The organism is Vibrio sp. ES.051 (assembly GCF_002563795.1).
Taxonomy (GTDB): Bacteria; Pseudomonadota; Gammaproteobacteria; order Enterobacterales; family Vibrionaceae; genus Vibrio.
In genome coordinates, this window is record NZ_PDJL01000003.1 from 756,838 (window position 1) to 776,924 (window position 20,087).

Sequence of the window (20,087 nt, forward strand, 5' to 3'; positions counted from 1 at the left end):
TAGAATGAGCCTTCTTGGGTGCGAATTTACTTTCCCACTTTTAACGACCATTTTTCTGAATAGTTTAGAGGTAATAGCGATCTCCCTGCTTTTTTTGTTGAACATAGTATTAATGCTCAACAAATAACTCAGTCTACACTTTAAGAAGTAATAGGCATGGTTCGAACTACAAGGATGGATTGAATTACTACAGACATTGAGCATGCGACTAAGGCAAGCCGCTTTTTATTCTCATCTTGAATGCTTACCACAAATTCCATGATAAACTAGACAATTAATACAAAAGAGACGCTCAACTTTTCGAGACAGGGCAAACAAAGTAGACACCGTTTTAGTGCTCCTCGCCATAACAACATGTGTTACCCGATGCTCGTATTACTACTCGAATCCCGTTGCAGCAGTGAAAAACTAAGGCATTAAATTCAAATGGTTAATAACTCTATCCAGTGGTTTCCGGGCCACATGCACAAAGCACGTAAAGAGATCGAAGAAGCGATTCCACAAGTGGATGTGATCATCGAAGTACTGGATGCTCGTATTCCTTTCAGTAGTGAAAACCCTTTGATTTCTCAAATTCGTGGCGATAAGCCTGTCGTTAAAGTGTTGAATAAGCGAGACTTAGCCGACCCAGAACTAACCCAACTCTGGATTGAACACTTAGAGCAAGAGCAAAACGTGAAAGCGATGGCGATCACCACTTCCGAGCCTCAAGAAGTTCATCGCATTATGGAACTTTGCCGAAAGCTCGCCCCACACCGTGAAGAAGTTGGTAAAAACATTCGCACCATGATCATGGGTATACCAAATGTGGGTAAATCCACGATCATCAATACGCTAGCTGGCCGAACCATTGCCGTAACCGGCAACCAGCCTGCTGTAACGCGTCGCCAGCAACGCATCAACCTACAAAACGGTATCGTACTGTCTGATACTCCAGGGATTTTGTGGCCAAAAGTGGAAAATCCACATAGTGGTTTCCGTCTCGCGGCGACCGGCGCAGTAAAAGATACAGCGATGGAGTATGACGAGGTTGCGTTCTACACCATTGAGTATCTCGCCGCTCACTATGCTGACAAACTCAAAGAACGTTACCAAATCGAAGAGCTGCCAGAGTCCGATATAGAGATCATGGAAGAAATTGGTCGCCGCCGCGGCGCATTGCGCGCAGGTGGACGTGTTGACCTACACAAAGTATCGGAGATTTTGTTACACGAGCTTCGACAAGGCACTCTGGGGCAAATCACACTAGAACGCCCAGAAATGATTACTCAAGAGTTGATTGAAGTTGAAATTGAAGCCGCTCGTAAAGAAGAAGAAAAAGCAAAACGCAAAGAAGACCGCCGCAAGCGATACCTTCGTAACAAGCGATAAACTAACGCTGTTACATTAAAATCGAACCACGGCAATGTATACTGGCTTCATCTTTGTGGTAATTTTGAATACTAAGGCGCGATTTTCGCGTCTTTTTTTCGCTCTCTCAAACTCAAATCTCTCCCCTTTTCAAACCGAATACTACTCATGACTCCATTGTGCATAAAACAAAGAAAGCATCTGAAACTCAACGTTTTTATTTAAATAACAACGCATGTAGAGCCCGGCCCCTTAAGGAATTACAGCCCACATCCAACCCTCAAATTCTGAGTTTGCAAGGCCTCGCAAACTTGTGCAACTAGGTTAGTGCAACTCTCCTCAAAATCCGCAATATGAATATTCGTCAGCGCTGGCGTTTTTTCCATATGACGAAGAGATTTATTATGAGTGAAGCAACACAAACAAAACCACTTCCTTCCTTTATCGAAGAACGCCTAGATTTTCATATTCAAGATCTAATCGAACCAAATGAGAACCAAAAGCACCTTGTTCTTGGCAAACGTCCGCCCTGTAATGCCGTTGTAATGCAGAGCAACGACTACCTTGCACTATCACACAATAAAGAGATTCAAAATGCACATCGCAATGCCATTATTCAGCACGATGATAACGTAGTGATGTCTGCAATTTTCTTGCAAGATGATGAGTCAAAGCCGGAGTTTGAAACTCAACTTGCACGTTTCGTTGGCATGCCAAGCTGCTTACTTTCACAATCCGGCTGGGCAGCTAATGTCGGCTTGCTACAGACCATTTGTGCACCAAACATCCCGGTATACATTGACTTCTTCGCGCATATGTCTTTGTGGGAAGGTGCACGTATTGCGGGGGCGCAAATTCATCCTTTCATGCACAACAATACAAACCATTTACGAAAACAGATTAAGCGCCATGGCGCAGGTGTGATTGTCGTGGATTCGGTTTACAGCACCATCGGAACACTGGCTCCTTTACGTGATATTTGCGAAATAGCACAAGAACTTGACTGCGGTTTAGTCGTGGATGAATCGCACTCTTTAGGTACGCACGGCCCACAAGGTGCAGGGCTGCTGAAATCACTCAACTTAACCCACATGGTGGACTTTGTTACCGTCAGTCTCGCGAAGACTTTTGCTTATCGTGCAGGCGCGATTTTAGGTCCAGAAAAATTAGCCAAGACACTTCCATTTATCGCGTATCCAGCGATTTTCAGCTCAACGGTACTACCTCAAGAAATCGTTCGTTTAGAAAAAACTCTAGACGTTATTAAAAAAGCCGATGATAAACGAAAGGTTCTGTTTAAACGTGCTAAAGCGCTGACCATTGGGTTAAAACGAATTGGATTCACCATCCGTAGTGAGTCTCAAATTGTCGCGCTGGAATGCGGGAATGAAAGAAATACTGAGCGAGTTCGTGACTTTCTAGAAGAAAAAGACGTGTTTGGCGCCGTTTTCTGTCGCCCAGCCACAGGCAAAAACAAAAATATCATTCGCTTTTCGATAAATGCCGATATGACCGAAGCGGATGTCGAACACGTACTGACCGTATGCCAACAAGCGTTTGTTCATCCTGACCTTGAGTTTGTTTGATTCATAGTCGGAGTTAACACGTAAACAAAAAAGAGCTCAGGTATTTGCTGAGCTCTTATACCACGCTAAATAACGGCAGGATAAATATGATGTAGCAACACTTAAATCCAGTTTGCAATCTTATCAAATAAACGATTTTTATCCGCAGGTTTAACAATAAAATCAGACATGCCAGAAGTCCCTATTTTATCTAATGTTACCTGTGAACTATCCCCGGTATGAGCGATAATTGGTATCGACGCGTAATGCTTGCCTGAACTTCGGATCCGTTTTGATGCTTCAACACCATCCATAATTGGCATTTCTATATCCATCAGAATTAAGTCAATATTCTCTTGTTCTAATGTATCAAGCGCCTGCTGTCCATCTTCTCTCTGAACAACCTCAAAACCCTGCTTTTCGAGTAACAACGCGGTAAACTTACGAAGAGATTCATTATCATCCACAACCATAATGGTACGTTTGTTTGATGCGTCTAATGGCACTAACAACGTTGGCGTCGAGACATAATTTGAATTATACAGCAGGCGATCAATGGCAAGCTTAGTATTGAGCAGCCAAGCTTGAGTCTCCATCCAAATTGGTTCATAAGCCGCTTTACGAGCCCTTTGAACCGGGTGCTGTTGAAAGAGGTAGACAATACGAGCTTCAGTAAAAGATAAGAGAGACTCGATACGGTCCAAATGGTTTGCTCTCGCGTCTAAACTCTCTAAATCTATAAAAATCAGATCAAATTCGAACTCATACTCTTTCTTTTTGAGCATCTGGTTCAGATCTAAAATTGTCAGTTCAAATCCCATAAACCGGCTGGTATCTGTCATTTTTGACACGATAACATTTTGATTTGTAACAGTAAGAATGGTCTTGAATTTAGTCAGTTCATTTTTTATTTCCGTCACCACTTCTGAATGAATTGAAGGAAACGTCAAAGTAAATTGAGACCATTCGCCCTGCTGAGATTGGCATTCAATATTACCACCAAAAGAGCGCATTACTTTTTTACAAAATGGCAAACCGAGCCCATAGCTGCCTGATTTTCCGGTGGTGTAAAAGTCATGGAAAATACTACGCAATACAGCTGGCTCAATGCCCGCACCATTATCTGTCACAACAATTTGATTCGAACGTTTGTTACCGTTCATGGATACATGAATGTGAAACTCTTCAGAAGTACGATGATGAAAAGCGTTCTTGAAAAGGTTGTACATGACGTATTTCAACAGTGTATCGCTACCGAAGAAATCAAACTCATTTCTCGCATCAAGAGAGATGGAGGAACGATCTGTCGCGCGTTTGTAGCTAAAACTCTCTATCGCCTTTTCAACCACGGCTTGCGCCGAGTGTTTTTTAAAAGTCGAGCGAGATACACGGTTTTCATCAATGGAAGTTAGCAGTAAATCTATAGTCTCATTTCCGGACTGGATGATTTTCATGGCATCTTCGCTGACTTCACGCAACAACGTAACGTCTTCCCAACTCATTTGGTACGGTTCTTTCTCTAACGCTTTCTTATTCGGCAAAATAGACTGGATGACATCAATCGAGGTGCAAAGACCACTCAGGGGGTTACGCATCTCATGGGCAATGCCGGCACCAAATGATTTAGCGAGTGAAACTTTCGCTTCATGCTCCACTTGGTTTCTAAAATAGAATAAATTGCCAAACACATAGATGAAAAAAAAGATGGGGACATGCGTCCAATCCATGGTTAAGTCAAGGTAAAACCCTTTCGAAACCCAAGCGAAAAACGTCGCCAGCCCAACCCCTACAAAAGTCTGAGCAAACATAACTCTAGTGACATGAACCAAAAGAATATGAAGAAAAATAGCAGACATGAATGACATCACCCAAACATTGGACCAATCATTCATCAGAAGCATATAGAAGAAAAAAAACGGTAAACAAGCCGTAATAGCAACTTGGTAATAAAGGTGGATATACTGTCGCCATCTTGCCGACAGACGGTTTCTCACAATGATCCCAAAGAACAATAACGAGCAAAACAATCTTAACGGCAAATTTTCATAAGCCTGTGGGAAGATAAACTCCCAAACAACATAGTAAAATGGAAAGCCAAGAAATCCCATCCAACCGACGAGCGTCAGGTTTGGTTCGGCATACTGGTAAACCTTACGTATCGCATCCATATTATTTATCTTGCCTACTCCACCTTAATGCTACAACCGTGTGATTTGCATTCATTCTTAGCATTTTATTATCTAGTAATGATGTCTTACTTATCCTCATGATCAGCGCGAAACTCATCAAATAATTCACGGTGCTTACCTTTTATTTCAAATATTTATGATTGATTAAATCGTTTAGGACTTACAATAATCTAGCATAGTTGCATATGCTTAGTGTCATTTTGCGAGTATCGCGTCGCATAAGAAAGCAGCGATGGGAGGTTACTCTCATTTGGCTTCGGAAGTGCTTACCTTCTAGCAGATTTAAAAATCTTTAGCTATAAGTTCAACTTGGCAAATATATTCATTTGGCACAAAAAAGAGCAACGTTTACGCTGCTCTTGTCGTATTCACTCAATTCGATTGTCTACGAGTAAATAACGTTTTCTTCTATACCACTCACGAGCGATTGCGCATTTTTCCAGCGAAACACTTTTTCCAAGACTTCTGTTCCGCCAGGCGCGAGCCAAGTACGCTCTTGACACTCTTGGCCACCGATGCGTCGATAGAATTCGACAGCAGACATATTTTTCGACACGACTTCTAAGTATAGGCCGGTGTCCTGAAAGTACTGTTGTTGCCACTCTGCCACAGCAAGTAACAGTTGCTTTCCGATACCACGGCTACGATAGCTATCATCGACATGCAGCGCATCAATAAACGTCCCACGCTCAAAATCATGATTGCCAAACACACAAACCACCCCAATTAAAAGGTCGCCTTCTTCTGCAAGAACAATATGTTGATTGAACGGTGGATTGGTTAGGCGGGTTTGCCAAATCAGTAACTTATCACCAATCGCCTCGGTATCTAGATAGTTATCACTTAGGATACCTCGATAATGACGTTTCCAACTATCCGCATGTAGATGCGCAATACGCTCATAATCCTTATATTCCGCTAATCGTAAATCCATTACGTATTCCTATTTTCTTACATTTTTGCTGGTTTATAGATTCTCGGCATATTTCACTCTTATAAACCTTATTTATTGGCAGACTTTATACGCTTTACGCCAGAGATCATTTTTTAATACTACTCATTATTCAATTAAAAGCAAAATCTCCCATTAAGATTACCGATTCACTTCAATAAGAATTATCACATTTGTCTAACTTTAATTTGACTTACAACTGTACGCTGATATTCTAGCGTACAGTTGTAAGTCCAAAGTTAGGAACACATTGTGACTCCAAATAAACCACCTCTTATCTGGCTGAATGTATTGGTTTTTTCTGCCAGCTTCATTCTTGCACTCATCGTAACCCCTTGGTATGCCTATCATTACAGCTTGGGTTGGGAACACTTAGTCTGGGGCGTTATCGCCTTTAGTTTCACCAATCTATCGATTACTGCGGGGTATCATCGTCTCTGGAGTCACAAAACTTACGAAGCTCATCCAATGCTTCGTTATCTATTCGCGATTGGTGGGGCATTTTCACTGCAAAATAGTGCCTTACACTGGTCTTCGGATCATCGAGTACACCATAAGCATGTCGATAACAATCAGAAAGATCCCTATTCGGCTAAACGAGGCTTTTGGTATTCACATATAGGCTGGATGTTGCGTGACCACAACAACTCAAAAGAAAACGAATACACTAACTGCCGTGATCTTAAACGTGACAAAGTCGTAATGTGGCAACATAAATACTATGTGCCGCTCGCACTCGTAACGAACATCGGCTTTCCCGTCGCTCTTGGCTTTATATATGGTGATATCTGGGGAATGCTGTTAGTGGTTGGGGCCGCTCGCTTGTTTTTGAGTCACCATACAACTTTCTTCATAAACTCTCTAGCACATGTTTGGGGTAAACAGACTTTCACAGATAAGAACACGGCGCGAGACAACGGAATTTTAGCGTTTTTTACTTTTGGTGAGGGCTACCATAATTTCCACCACATTTTTGAGAATGATTATCGCAACGGCGTGTATTGGTGGCATTATGATCCTACAAAATGGTTAATCAAACTGTGCTCTTGGTTAGGGCTAGCCTGTAATCTCCGAACAACTCCTACGTTTAGAATCGAAAAAGCGCGTGCAGCGCAGCTGTTGAAAAAAGCAAAAGAGAAACTGGAGCGAAAACCAAATACTCAAACGATCCTCGATCAGCTTCAGCAAGAGTTTGATGCCTTGGTACATCACATGCAGGAGTATTATGAAGTGCGCAAAGAAGTATTAGGAGAAAAAACCGCAAGTGTGGTTAAAAGGTACGAATGTTCGATAACAAAATTGAAGTATCAACAGATAAAAACAGAGTTTGAACGACAACAACGCAGTTGGAACCTCATGATCCGCCGATACGCCTAGAACCAGATATTACCCAAAGAGCCCGCTCCGCTTCGGCGGAGCTTTTTGTTTGACAAAGCGGTTCCTCCTCTTTCTTAACCGAATGAACACTTTTCCTTATTTTGAATAAATCTGCTTATTATTTGCTCAAAATCGACTCGTATTTTCCTTCCATTAAACTGAATAAAACCAGCAAATAACACTTACAAAACCAAATTCCAACAATACAATCTAACGAATTTTATTATTAAATCATTATTTGTCTTAGATCATGCTTGCCCTATATTTACCTCGTGCCACAGATGATAATTCTGTAAATTCCATGTCATAAACTGAAATCGTTTCTTTCTTTTTTTCATAACATCTGGAGCCCCTATGTTAGAACTCTTAATTGGCTTAGTAGTCACCATTGCGGTTGGTTATTTCATTGTCAAAGGCTATAAAGCGACTGGCGTGCTTTTGACTGCTGGTATTGGTTTGCTGCTTATGACGGGAGTGTTGGGACACGATATTCTGCCATCGAAAGTGGCCTCTACTGGTAATATGGTGACGGACTCGTTGGAATATGTGAAATATATGCTTCAATACCGAGGCGGCGGCTTGGGTATGCAGATCATGTTATTGTGTGGCTTCGCTTCTTACATGACTCATATTGGCGCCAACAATGTCGTGGTCAAACAGTTCTCTAAACCGCTGTCTGTTATCAAGTCTCCTTATGTCCTTTTGGTAGCGGCTTACATTGTGGCCTGTTTGATGTCTCTCGCAGTAAGTTCTGCGACGGGTCTTGGCGTTCTATTGATGGCGACGCTATTTCCAATGATGGTCGCGATGGGCATTTCTCGCCCAGCAGCAGTGGCAGTATGTGCATCTCCAGCAGCGATAATTCTCTCTCCAACATCCGGTGACGTGGTCATTGCGGCAGAAAAGTCTGGGCTTGCTCTTGACGTTTTTGCAGTACAAACCGTTTTACCCGTTTCTATTTCTGCGATCATAGTGATGGCGGCCGCAGCTTTCTTCTGGAACAAATACCTCGATAAAAAAGAAAATACACCAATGGAAAAAATCGACGTGTCAGAAATAAAAGCAGATGCCCCTGCGTTTTATGCCGCACTGCCATTTTTACCGATCATCGGTGTGTTCTTATTCAATGGCCGCACTATTCCTGGCCTAAGCCTAGATATCTATACGATCGTTGTAGGCTCAATATTTATTGGGGCGCTTATCCACTATGTGGTGAATAAATTTGATGGTAGAAAATCACTGGAAGACTTAGATTCATGCTATGCGGGTATGGCAGAAGCCTTTAAAGGCGTGGTCATGCTGTTGGTTGCAGCAGGCGTTTTCGCACAAGGTTTGATGTCAATCGGCGCTATTGATAACCTGCTTCACTTGGCAGACAATGCAGGCGCTGGCGGTATTGCATTGATGCTAATTCTTACAGCGTTAACCGTAGCAGCGGCTATCGCTACGGGCTCTGGTAATGCGCCATTCTACGCATTTGTTGAACTTGCGCCTTCTTTGGCCGCTAAAATGGGCCTTAACCCAGCGTTCTTAATCATTCCAATGCTTCAAGCATCCAACCTAGGCCGTACCATATCTCCTGTATCTGGTGTAATCGTGGCGACTTCTGGTATGGCAAAAATCAGCCCGTTTGAAGTCGTTAAGCGTACATCCGTTCCTGTGCTAGCCGGTCTTATCACTGTGATCATTGGTACTGTGATTCTTGTTCCGATGAGCGCATAGTCACCTCATTGTTAACTTCAAGCATCTGACTTCCTTGAAAGTTTCATGAGTATCTAAACGCCTGAACTTAGTGGCTATAAAGAAAAAACGCCAGCATGAATGCTGGCGTTTTTTCTTTTGGGTTTTATTTGGCTTATGCCGACTTGAATTGCTCTGGAATCGATGTAATACGATCACGGTAGCTAAACCACAAATAAGTTACCACTAAGGAAAAAAACAAGTAAGAAAGCGCAAAAATGATTGGCGAAGTGATCAACTCAGCTGACATGCCCCACATCACACCAACGGTGGTAATCGATAATTTAGATAACATGCCGCACATTAACAAGAACAAAGCAAGTTGAGGAAAACGCGAGCTACGAAACGTAAAGAAGTAACAGCTACCTACTGCTAACGAAGCAATAAATAGACCTAACATAAAGGAATGGATGTGCTCTGCAGATGCAACACCAGCAGAAACAGAAGCCATGAGTAATAGGAACAATTTCATCAGTCACCTCATAACAAATTTTGAAAGTATCCATTCATAAATGAAAACTCATTTTTCACTTCATTTTGCTCATCTGATTGACAATTACAAGCACATTCACCACTCACTTTGCGTACAAACCATTCACTTTAGACTAGCCATTACAAAAAGGTAACAAATCTAATTTTCTTGTCCCTTCACATCCGGCACTTACATGCCAGTTCAACTACCCAACTCATTTTGCTACAAAAAATTAACACCTCAATATTTTAAAACTTTTTATATAAAATGTGAGCATGCATCTAACTGCACTGACTTCGCTGTTTGTATTTCGTTTTTTAGGATCAGAAATAAAGAACATTACTTTGAGTTAGCATCTTATCTACATTTTAAACCATACCGTTACAACCACTTTAAATATTTCAAATTATTTTTATCCGTCGCGGTAAAAAGAGATTCCAATCACATATTTATTGGTTATAATCCGCGCCAATTACGTTATGCGTTGAAAAGTGCAAACTAATTTTGAGAAAACGCATCTTTAAACCAAACCTCTTTGCCTTTGAGCCAAGAGGCAACATTGAGAATAAAAATGAGCAAGATTGATAAAGCAATGCGCATCCTGCTTGCAGGGTTCTGCATCAACCTTTGTCTTGGCATCCTGTATGCTTGGAGTGTATTCAATAAGGCATTGGTAACTGAATCAGGCTGGAGTGCTGCAGAAGCATCTGCACCTTACGCAACTGCAACCATCACTTTCTCTGTCTGTCTTCTTGTTGCAGGTATTCTTCAAGACCGTATGGGTCCACGTTTGATTCTTATCCTAGGCACGGTTTTAACAGGCTTAGGCATGATCGCGTCAGGCTTTGTTAACACACCAATGATGCTAAACATCACGTTTGGTGTAATGACGGGAGCAGGTATCGGTTTTGGTTACGCATGTCTATCACCTTCTGCAATGAAGTGGTTCCATACATCTAAGAAAGGCATGGTTAACGGCATCATCGCGGCTGGTTTTGGCCTAGCCGCTATCTATCTAGCCCCCGTGACGTCTTCGCTAATCGATAGCATGGGCATCCAGTCCAGTTTTATGGTTCTTGGTGTAGGTATCCTTGCGATTGCCGTACCTTTAGCAGCAACCATCAATAACCCACCAGCCGATTACACGCCAGCAGAACCTAAAGTAAAAGAAGGTCAAGCACCTAAAGCGTTGAAAAAATCTGACGATCTCACTTGGAAAGCAATGCTAAAAACGCCTCAGTTCTACTCGTTGTGGATCATGTACGCGTTTGCTGCCTCTGTAGGCCTAATGATCATCGGTAACATCACAACAATCGCTAGCGTTCAAGCTAATTTGCCAAACGCGGTTTACTTAGCGTCTATCCTTGCTGTATTCAACTCAGGCGGCCGTGTGGCGGCAGGTATGCTTGCAGACAAGATCGGCGGTGTTCGTACACTGCTTCTCGCTTTTGTTCTACAAGGCGTAAACATGGTGCTGTTCGCAACATTCGATTCGGAGTTCACGTTGATCATCGGTACAGCAATCGCAGCCGTTGGTTATGGCACACTTCTCGCGGTATTCCCGACTCTGACGGCTGAGTTCTACGGTCTGAAAAACTATGGAACTAACTATGGCGTGCTTTATACGGCATGGGGTATCGGTGGCGCAATCGGCGCCGCAGTGGTTGGTTTTTCAATGACGAGCGGCGAGGGTTATACCCTAGCTTACACTGTTTCAGCAGTTATGATGGCAGTATGTATCGTACTGGCTTTCGTCACTAAACCACTGACCGAAACGAAACTCGCACAGCTGAAAAACGCATAATTGCGAATTGATTTGACAACAAAAAGGCTTAATCTACGGGTTAAGCCTTTTTTGTTACGTCGTTTATGGAAAGCTCTATCGAACTCGCCCCAGATGACTATTTAAAGAACTTCTTCAAATTGCCCTGCCACGCAAATGCCGTGGTATCGCGTTCTGCTTACAGCAGAAAAGCATATTCTCTGGCTATAGTGGAAAACTCTCCCCATTTTAGTGCGCGACGCATGGACAGTTTTCAGGCAGCACTAACCTCAAGCTCTTTGACTGTATTTCAAATCGTATTTTTCTTGAGTGATATGGTTCACCATCCAAGTTAAGAGGTAATGGACTCGGGAAATCAATCTCTAACCGGCTTGCACGGGTATGTTTTACAAATTCGCCCTTTTCGCTAGGGTTGTTGACCTCTTCAATAACTTTAGGTAATTCATGTGGCAAAAAAGGACGCACTAAGGTCACGTCCATCATACCATCATCAATCATCGCTTGAGAGGCGAGCTCCTGCCCTCCCCCAGCTAAACGCCCGTTACAAAAAGCCCCAAGCACCATTTCACCCTGATAGGTTTCACCTTCAATCGTAATGGTTCCGTCATAGGGTTTAAATCCGAGAGCTTTTACCACGCCAGTAAGTGTATAAGCCCCGCCACCTAAAAAGTTTTTAAGTTCGACTGGCGTTTCTGCTGTAACTTCAGCGCCAAAACCTGCAGTCGCCACATTAATGAAATAACGATCATTCGCTTTGACACAATCCACTAAGACCGGTTGTCCATTTACGGCTAGCGCTAAAGATTCCTCGATAGCAACAGGCACTCGATTCGCTGTTGCAAAGTCATTTGCCGTCCCAAGCGGAATAATGGCTAACTCTGGACGCTGATCTTCATCAACCCGCATCAGTGCCGAGACCGCCTCATTGACCGTTCCATCCCCACCTGCAATCACGATACGCGTAATGCCTTCATTGACGGCTTCTTTTACCAAACGCGGCATGTCTTGAGGCTCCCAGGTCACTCGAACTTGCATGTCGACGCCTTGTTCTCTCATTTTCATGATTGCGTTTCTTAACTCCGGATTACCCGCTTTTTTACCGTTAAGAATGGCACGTATTGTCTTCACCATTGAGCTCCCTATTTGTTGATGGCTTGTCTTGCTTAATTTTAGCTCGCGACTGCTAGGCGCTGTCGTTTGTAAAACTAAAATGACATATCGCTCAGAGCTCTCTTGTTCAACCGCGACTTAATAATATTCACCATATGAACAATCGTGCAAATCGGAAATGCTGTAGTTTTTCAGTGAATTGATCTTAAAGTTAAACACCACTTCTTTGCATACCACCCCTTCACGGTTGGTATAGGTGATAAAACCTTCACTATAAGCGCGCTTTCCATCAGACGACTTAACGTCAGCAACAAGCTCCAAGTAGCCCTGATGAGCCTCTACGCGATTCATCATCTCAAACACATCAACCCACTCTTCGCGATTTGCCATTTGTATCAACATGGATTTGGCTTGTGTTTCCAACTGCTTCGGGTAAACGTGATAACGGTTGTAAGCAAAATATGCGCACACCACTACTAACACCAGTACAAATGAGGTTGTTCTTGTCATGCAAGCGGCCTCTTGTTGTTATACAAAACTCTGCTTCGTTAATTTATTATAGGAAGCGGGCAAAGTTTAGGTTATGGGACTTACCCAAATAACAGAGGATCGTCAGAGAGCGTCAATTCTATGAAAAGCTCATCACAAATTTTAACCATGTAACAACATCGACCATACGCATGAGTTTAATCAGTACGGACCGCTACCTGTGTTGACCATTCGATGATCAGATCTGCCCCGCAAAGCGACGATTCACTATTCAGTCCGTTTTTTCTGAGAAGGGGTCAACCATGAGATAAAAATGTGGCGATGGCAAAACGATGGCACTCATAACCCATTGGCAAACAATATAAAAGCCGAGTGAGTGCAAGATAGGGCAAACACAATAAGGGCGGAAATCGAAGTCAGATTTCCGCCCTTCAAATACAATCAAATTATCTAGCCAGCCGCCGTCGTCTCATTGATTTCAACTTTCACCGCTGCGACTTTGAACTCAGGAATTTTCGCATGAGGGTCCGTCGCTGTGGTCGTCAAGCGGTTTACTGGAGACTCTACAAAATGGAATGGGATGAACACCACCCCTTTTTGCATTCGTTTGGTCACAAACGCATCGATGTCGATGCTGCCACGTCGGGTCGACACTTTCAGACGTTGACCATTACGGATACCAATCGCTTCCGCATCTTCAACACTGATCATCGCTCTTGGTCCTGCAAGGTTATCCAGCCCTTTTGTTTTACGCGTCATCGTGCCAGTGTGGAATTGCTCTAACACACGCCCGGTTGTGAGTACTAGCGGATATTCTTCATCTGGTAGCTCAGCCGCATAACGGAACGGAATGCCCACCATTTGCCCTTTGCCACGGGTAAATTGGGTTTGGTGCATGATACGCGTACCATTCGGATTATTCTTATTACTTGGCCACTGAACACCGTTTGGCGTAATCGCCCCCCAACGTAAACCAGCGTACTGAGGTGTTAAACGGGCAATCTCACTAGTGATGTCCGACACACCTTGGTAGCGCCAATCACTGCCCATTGCATTGGCGATTTCTTGGATGATCCACCAATCTTCCTTCGCCTCGCCCGGCGCAATAACCGCAGCATTGACACGTTGTACACGACGTTCAGTATTGGTGAAATGCCCTGATTTTTCTGCGAACGAACAAGAAGGTAGAACTACATCCGCATACTGAGCGGTCTCGGTAAGAAAGATATCTTGAACCACAAGGAAGTCCAATGCTTCTAACCCTTCGATGACATGCGCTTGGTTCGGATCGCTCAACACTGGGTTTTCCCCCATGATGTACATACTGCGAACTTCGCGCTTGCACGCCGCATCTATGATCTCTGTCAGGGTAAGCCCTTGCTCAGAAGACAAATTCGGTGCATTCCACTCAATAGTAAACTTCTGACGAACCATCGGGTTATACACTTTTTGATAGCCCGGATAACAGTTTGGCAACGCGCCCATATCACACGCACCTTGTACGTTTGATTGGCCGCGTAATGGATTAATCCCGCCCCCTTCAATACCGATGTTGCCACACAGCAACTGCAGGTTCGCTATCGAACGCACGTTGTCGTGACCAGTGATATGCTGGGTAATCCCCATCGAGTAATACACCGCGGTCCGTTTCGCCGTGCCAATCATGCGCGCCATGGCGAAAATATCGTCCGCCTTAACCCCTGTGACGAGCTCGACTTTATCCAAGCTATATGCTGGCGACATGACCTCTTGAAGTAAGGTGTCAAAGCCGTCTACACGCTCTTCTATGTACTCTTGGTCATACCAACCGTTTTTGATGATCTGCTGCATTACACCGTTGAGCAACATGACATCAGTACCAGGGCGATGCGCTAAGTACAGTTCCGCATGCTCAGCCATATCGACACGTTTCGGATCAGCGACAATCAAGCGCGCACCGTGGTGACGAATCGCTTGTTTGATATGAGAGGCGATGATCGGGTGCGCAGAAGTGGTGTCCGAGCCAATAATAAAGATCACATCCGAATGCTTGATACTCGGAATGTCGTTGGTCATGGCGCCACTACCCAGTGATGCCTCCAGCCCAGTGACACTTGAAGCGTGACACAAACGTGCACAGTGGTCGACGTTGTTAGTGCCTAGCTCGCGACGTATAAATTTCTGGAACACGTAGTTATCTTCGTTGGTCGTTTTCGCTGAGGAGAACCCCGCCAACGCATTACTACCAAAATCTTGTTTGGTAGCAGTAAACTTCGAAGCGATCAATTGAATCGCTTCTTTCCAACTGGCAGGTTGTAGCCATCCGTCTTTGCGAATGAGTGGCGTGGTCAAACGCTCTTGACTGCCGACAAAGTCAAAGCCAAAGCGGCCTTTCACACACAGCATGCCTTGGTTCACGGGCGAATCCGCACCTTTCACGTAACGGATTTCGTTCTCTTGTTCGTCGACAAACATGGTCAACTTACAGCCCACGCCACAGTACGTACAAATGGTGTCCACGGCTTTCAAATGCTCGATTCGACCTTGAGAACGGTCGCGGCTATCCACCATCGCACCAGTCGGACACGCTTGAACGCACGCCCCACACTGCACGCATTTTGAGTCACCCATCAAGGTTAAACCACGGTAGCTAGCGCCTTTCTCATCGGAGCGAAATCGAGGGCGATCATCGGGCCTTAACGCGGGACGGCCTTGTTTATCCGAGACAAAGCTCAACACCCCATGTACGGCTTGCTCGCGGCACGCTTGAATACACTGACCACAGCTGATGCAGCGGTTGGCGTCAAACTCAATAAACTCGGAGCTGCGGTCTACTTCGTATTTATGGCGAAGATCTTTCGCTCGCAGATCAACCCAATCTTGATGGCCAATCACACTGGTTGAGGAGACTTCTAATGAAGAATCAAAATGTTGCTCTGCATGGTACTCCGTTGAGTAATCGCGCAAGGCGCAGTCCGTATTCGCTTGGCAACCACACTCAAGGCAGCGCGCCGCCTCTTGCATCGCTTCTTCATTATCGAAGCCAAGTTCTACTTCGGCAAAGCTCTGCTCACGCTGCTCTGGTGTTAATTCCGGCATGATTGAACGAGCCACTTTCTGAATATTTTCAAAATGAAGTGGATCAACCTGAGCTAACTTCTTTTCTTTACGTGAATTGAACGCTGGTGTAGGCATATCCGCCATGTCGCCATTAAGGAACAAGTCGATCGCTTTTGCCGCCACTCGTCCATCACCCACCGCTTCTACCGCAGTCGCAGGGCCACGGCGAAAATCGCCAATACTGAAGATATTTCCCGTACCAGTATGCATGGTTTGAATATCGGATTCAGAGGTGTTCCAACGTGTCAAAGGAATCGACAACTCATCACTTGCTAAAAAGCTCAAATCCGGCTTTTGTGACACCGCAGCTATCACGGTATCGAACGCTTGAGTAAAGAACTCACCCGTCGGTTGTGGGCGGCGGCGACCTGAAGCATCCGGTTCACCGAGAACCATACGTTCTAAACGAATCGCACTCACACGGCCGCTTTCATCGGCAATGTTTTCTGCCGGATTGGTTAAGAAATGGAATTTCACCCCTTCATGTTCAGCTTCGACGATTTCGTAATCTTCTGCTGGCATTTCATCTCGGGTTCGACGGTAAATCAGTGTGGTATCGGCTCCTGCACGGCGTGCGGTACGAGCACAGTCTATCGCGGTGTTGCCTCCCCCGATCACCGCCACTTTTTCACCTGTCACGTAGCTTTGTTCCGTGACGTAATCCTTTAAATAATCAACGCCAAGGTAGCAACGGGCTAAATCACTGCCCGGATAATTCATCTCCACCGCTTGCGAAGCACCGACAGCCAAACACACCGCATCGAAATCTTCACTAAGTTGAGAAAGCGTGAAATCAACCCCAAGCTTTTTGTTGGTTTCGATCTGCATGCCGTTGCGACACATCAATTCAATTTCTTTATCTAAAATGGCTTTTGGTAGGCGATACTCCGGAATGCCATAGCGCAACCAACCACCCGCTTTTGGCATCGACTCAAATACGCTAACCTCGTACCCTTCGTTCGATAAATAATAACCTGCCGTTAAGCCGCCAGGGCCACTACCAACGACGGCGACCTTACGATGCTTGGCCAGCTTTTGCTCTGGGGCATACGCTTCATGCGCGGCTAAATCAGCGTCCGCAGCATGGCGTTTGAGTTGACGAATCGCAATCGGCTCATCCACCAAAGCACGGCGACACTCACTTTCACAAAATGCCGGACACACGCGCCCAATAGACAACGGCATTGGCAGCGTGCGCTTGATCACTTCAATGGCTTGTTGATGATCGTTTTGCGAGATATGGTAAAGATAGGATTGGATGTCCACCCCTGCAGGGCAAGCGATTTTGCACGGCGCTTCACAATCGGCGTAATGGTCTGTCATGATGCGGTTCAGCGCTTTTCGGCGGTGTTCGCTCAGTTGTTCTGATTGCGTCACCACGTTTAAACCGCGGTAAACTTTAAGTTCACAGGCCCGCTTTGTTACGCCGCTTTCGACTTCGACAGCGCACAAATCACACGGAATTTTCTCGTTACTTTTATTCATTCCGCACAGTGATGGGATTTCGACCCCACACACTTTGGCTGCTTCCAAAAGGGTCAGCCCCTCTTCTACAATTCTATATTTCCCATCGATGACAATTTCAATCATACAAACCCCGGAGCAGGCACTCTATTCCTTATATTCTATAAGGATACCTCCTAGCATGGAAAATTCGTGTGACAAAAAACTCAATAACGAATTTTTTATTGGCTAATATGTTTAAATACTTTGAGGCTACTTGGGTATATTACCCCTTGACTCTCCCCTAAGGGTAACCTTTATTATTAAAGGGTTACTTGACCTCTACACTCATTATTTAATGGAAACCGTATGCGCCTGAAACCATTGCATACAATTTGGCTAACGTTATGTACAACGCTGATACTGCTGGTATCTAGCGTAGTGAATAGCGCGCCTTTAATGAGCCTAAAAATGATGTCGGGCAACAACATAATGTCCAAACAGATAACCAGTATGACAAGCGGAAGCGAACACTGCGGCTCCCCTAGCATAAAGGTGGAGGTGCCTGTATCTTCAGAGTCACACTCCGCTGAAATGAGTATGGCTTGTTCCGATGGTTCTGGCATAGCCCACAATTGCTGCACGGCTTCTTGTTCATTCGTTTTTGTTCCATTACCCGCTCCTGTAAACCAACTCTCTCCGATGGCTCATCGTGCCTCTGTCTTGCCAGAAATCATGACGCCAATAGTACAAATTAGCCTCGATTTGTATCGACCTCCTATCGTTTAGTTTATTCAAAGCATTCGACCCTGCACGATTTGCAGGCAGTTTCTTTGCGCCTAATTGATGATGTACTTACCTTAGCTATGTGTTGGTGGATGTGACTCGTCGCAGATACCTTAGCCATCTCAAAGTGCTTCATCCGTTTGGCAAATACCAACTTCTTCCTTCTCGCGCGTAAATACGAGCCTGACGAGTAGCGAGCTTGGTATCAATTTGGATGTAAACTATGGAATTCACCCCAAATCGTTTAGTGGCACCAATTTGCTCACTGACTATGGTTGCCCTACCTGCCTTTAATGTCATGGCACACTCGCCATCGGACACCAAGGCTCAACAAGAAGAAGCCTACGCTCAATCAACCCAAGAGCTAGCACAACTTATTAACGTTGCTTTAAGTAACGATGGAAATCGTAAGCAATTCTTTGCCCAATCCGAAGCCATGCGCGAAACGGGTGTCGCGAGCGCGACGTTAATGGATCCGAAACTGAAAGTGGGTTTTGGTGGTCTGCCTGTCGACAGCTTTAAATTCGACGAAGATCCTATGACGAATCTCTCTGTCGGTTTGATGCAACAATTCGAACGAGGCTCCACACTCGACCTGCAGCAAAAGAAAGCCAACCAACAAGCGGACGGGTTGTCGTTACAAATCGACGCACGAGAACTCGAAGTAGCCAACAGCATGACTCAACTCTGGCTTGAGCTCGGTTATCAACAAAAGGCCGAGCAGATTATGCTCGAAAACCGCCGTCTCATGGCAGAAATGGAAAACTTCATTCAAACCAATTACTCAATCGGAAAAAGTGAAGCGCAAGATCTGCTTAATGCACAACTTCAAGTCAGTAAATTGGATGAAAAATTGCAAGCTAACACTCAAATGCAGCGTCGTTTGGTTTCGCAGTTATCTGAATGGTTAGGTTCTGACTGGCTTAATACCCATACACCAAGTGGACGTTTGTCACTTCAAGCAAGTAACCAACTAACTTGGGGAGTGTTAAAGCAAAAACTATCCGCGAATACCGAGACGACCAAACATTACCAACAGCTGAGTCAACACCCAATGGTAAAAATGGTGGATGCCAGCATTTCTACCAAAGAAACCCAAGTGGAAATTACCGAACAAGCTTATACACCACAGTTCGGTGTGGAAGTGATGTATGCCTATCGTCAAGCCGACAATATGAAAGGTGAACCCGCATCCGATTTAGTCAGTGCGTATTTGACGATGGATATCCCGCTCTTCACCGGTAATCGCCAAGACCGAAACCTCGCCGCAGCTCAGTATCAAGTCGGTGCCGCTCGCTCACAGAAAGACACTTTACTGACGCAAATGAATGCGAAAGTAAACACACTGTTGGTTGATCGTGCCAATTTGAGTCAGCGCTTAGAGCGTTATCAATCCACCTTACTTCCCCAAGTTAAAGCTCGTATCCATGCGGTAGAACGGGGCTATCAGAATAACACCGCTCAATTTAACGATGTGATCTTGGCAAGTACCGATGAACTCGCGCTAAAGCTCGAACAACAACGCTTAATCACTGATTTAAGCATTGTAAACAGCAATTTATCGGCATTACTTGGCGGCTTTGAATATCATGTATCCAAGCCAGACATAACGCCAGAAGCCAAGACGAACTAGACCAACAAAGCATCAAGAATCCAAACATTGGGCGCACCGCTTTATGCTCGCTGGCAACGTAAAAACCAGCCTCGCAAGTCGCCCACTGGGGAAATAAGG

The 20,087-nt window shown here is 44.6% G+C and carries 13 protein-coding genes; 7 read left to right on the forward strand and 6 right to left on the reverse strand.

Annotation, left to right across the window (positions count from 1 at the left end; all coding sequences use genetic code 11):
• Window positions 1-426 precede the first annotated feature (426 nt).
• Entirely contained in the window at window positions 427-1,371 is a 945-nt protein-coding gene (gene ylqF, locus ATG66_RS04130; protein WP_098414098.1) for a ribosome biogenesis GTPase YlqF, read from the forward strand.
• Window positions 1,372-1,754: 383 nt separating this feature from the next.
• A complete protein-coding gene (cqsA, locus tag ATG66_RS04135; RefSeq protein ID WP_098414099.1) occupies window positions 1,755-2,936 on the forward strand; it encodes an alpha-hydroxyketone-type quorum-sensing autoinducer synthase in 1,182 nt (393 codons plus the stop codon).
• 101 nt (window positions 2,937-3,037) lie between these two features.
• Here the strand turns inward: cqsA and ATG66_RS04140 are convergent, their stop codons facing one another.
• Complete coding sequence (locus ATG66_RS04140) at window positions 3,038-5,083, reverse strand: response regulator (protein WP_098414100.1); 2,046 nt, start codon at window positions 5,081-5,083, stop codon at window positions 3,038-3,040.
• Window positions 5,084-5,489: 406 nt separating this feature from the next.
• Window positions 5,490-6,038, reverse strand: coding sequence for a GNAT family N-acetyltransferase (locus ATG66_RS04145; protein WP_098414101.1), 549 nt, complete (start codon window positions 6,036-6,038; stop codon window positions 5,490-5,492).
• A gap of 270 nt (window positions 6,039-6,308) precedes the next feature.
• Between ATG66_RS04145 and ATG66_RS04150 the strand changes: the two genes are divergently transcribed.
• Both ATG66_RS04150 and dcuC read left to right on the forward strand, forming a co-directional pair.
• The gene (locus tag ATG66_RS04150; RefSeq protein WP_098414102.1) at window positions 6,309-7,433 is read left to right on the forward strand and encodes an acyl-CoA desaturase; all 1,125 of its coding nucleotides are present in this window, start codon (window positions 6,309-6,311) and stop codon (window positions 7,431-7,433) included.
• Between the two features lie 354 nt (window positions 7,434-7,787).
• Entirely contained in the window at window positions 7,788-9,155 is a 1,368-nt protein-coding gene (dcuC, locus tag ATG66_RS04155; RefSeq protein WP_098414103.1) for an anaerobic C4-dicarboxylate transporter DcuC, read from the forward strand.
• A gap of 133 nt (window positions 9,156-9,288) precedes the next feature.
• Here the strand turns inward: dcuC and ATG66_RS04160 are convergent, their stop codons facing one another.
• Window positions 9,289-9,645: an NADH:ubiquinone oxidoreductase gene (locus ATG66_RS04160; protein ID WP_098414104.1), complete on the reverse strand. Its 357-nt coding sequence runs from the start codon at window positions 9,643-9,645 to the stop codon at window positions 9,289-9,291.
• A gap of 571 nt (window positions 9,646-10,216) precedes the next feature.
• Between ATG66_RS04160 and ATG66_RS04165 the strand changes: the two genes are divergently transcribed.
• Window positions 10,217-11,449: an L-lactate MFS transporter gene (locus ATG66_RS04165; RefSeq protein WP_098414105.1), complete on the forward strand. Its 1,233-nt coding sequence runs from the start codon at window positions 10,217-10,219 to the stop codon at window positions 11,447-11,449.
• Window positions 11,450-11,656: 207 nt separating this feature from the next.
• On the opposite strand, the gene yegS is transcribed toward ATG66_RS04165, so the two are convergent.
• The 3 genes from yegS to fdhF all read right to left on the reverse strand — a co-directional run bounded on the left by yegS (window position 11,657) and on the right by fdhF (window position 17,716).
• Window positions 11,657-12,556, reverse strand: coding sequence for a lipid kinase YegS (gene yegS / locus ATG66_RS04170; protein ID WP_098414514.1), 900 nt, complete (start codon window positions 12,554-12,556; stop codon window positions 11,657-11,659).
• Window positions 12,557-12,676: 120 nt separating this feature from the next.
• The gene (locus ATG66_RS04175) at window positions 12,677-13,048 is read right to left on the reverse strand and encodes a hypothetical protein (RefSeq protein WP_098414106.1); all 372 of its coding nucleotides are present in this window, start codon (window positions 13,046-13,048) and stop codon (window positions 12,677-12,679) included.
• A 429-nt stretch (window positions 13,049-13,477) separates the two neighbouring features.
• A complete protein-coding gene (fdhF, locus tag ATG66_RS04180) occupies window positions 13,478-17,716 on the reverse strand; it encodes a formate dehydrogenase subunit alpha (RefSeq protein WP_098414107.1) in 4,239 nt (1,412 codons plus the stop codon).
• A gap of 222 nt (window positions 17,717-17,938) precedes the next feature.
• On the opposite strand from fdhF, the gene ATG66_RS04185 reads away from it, so the two are divergent.
• Window positions 17,939-18,358, forward strand: coding sequence for a hypothetical protein (locus ATG66_RS04185; protein ID WP_098414108.1), 420 nt, complete (start codon window positions 17,939-17,941; stop codon window positions 18,356-18,358).
• Between the two features lie 295 nt (window positions 18,359-18,653).
• Entirely contained in the window at window positions 18,654-19,988 is a 1,335-nt protein-coding gene (locus ATG66_RS04190; RefSeq protein ID WP_373560822.1) for a TolC family protein, read from the forward strand.
• Window positions 19,989-20,087 lie beyond the last annotated feature (99 nt).

Bases quoted from the DNA above. Each gene is read 5' to 3' on its own strand.
- ylqF (WP_098414098.1), top strand. From the start codon at position 427: ATGGTTAATAACTCTATCCAGTGGTTTCCGGGCCACATGCACAAAGCA.
- cqsA (WP_098414099.1), top strand. From the start codon at position 1,755: ATGAGTGAAGCAACACAAACAAAACCACTTCCTTCCTTTATCGAAGAA.
- ATG66_RS04140 (WP_098414100.1), bottom strand. From the start codon at position 5,083: ATGGATGCGATACGTAAGGTTTACCAGTATGCCGAACCAAACCTGACG.
- ATG66_RS04145 (WP_098414101.1), bottom strand. From the start codon at position 6,038: ATGGATTTACGATTAGCGGAATATAAGGATTATGAGCGTATTGCGCAT.
- dcuC (WP_098414103.1), top strand. From the start codon at position 7,788: ATGTTAGAACTCTTAATTGGCTTAGTAGTCACCATTGCGGTTGGTTAT.
- ATG66_RS04160 (WP_098414104.1), bottom strand. From the start codon at position 9,645: ATGAAATTGTTCCTATTACTCATGGCTTCTGTTTCTGCTGGTGTTGCA.
- ATG66_RS04165 (WP_098414105.1), top strand. From the start codon at position 10,217: ATGAGCAAGATTGATAAAGCAATGCGCATCCTGCTTGCAGGGTTCTGC.
- ATG66_RS04175 (WP_098414106.1), bottom strand. From the start codon at position 13,048: ATGACAAGAACAACCTCATTTGTACTGGTGTTAGTAGTGGTGTGCGCA.
- fdhF (WP_098414107.1), bottom strand. From the start codon at position 17,716: ATGATTGAAATTGTCATCGATGGGAAATATAGAATTGTAGAAGAGGGG.
- ATG66_RS04185 (WP_098414108.1), top strand. From the start codon at position 17,939: ATGCGCCTGAAACCATTGCATACAATTTGGCTAACGTTATGTACAACG.
- ATG66_RS04190 (WP_373560822.1), top strand. From the start codon at position 18,654: ATGGCACACTCGCCATCGGACACCAAGGCTCAACAAGAAGAAGCCTAC.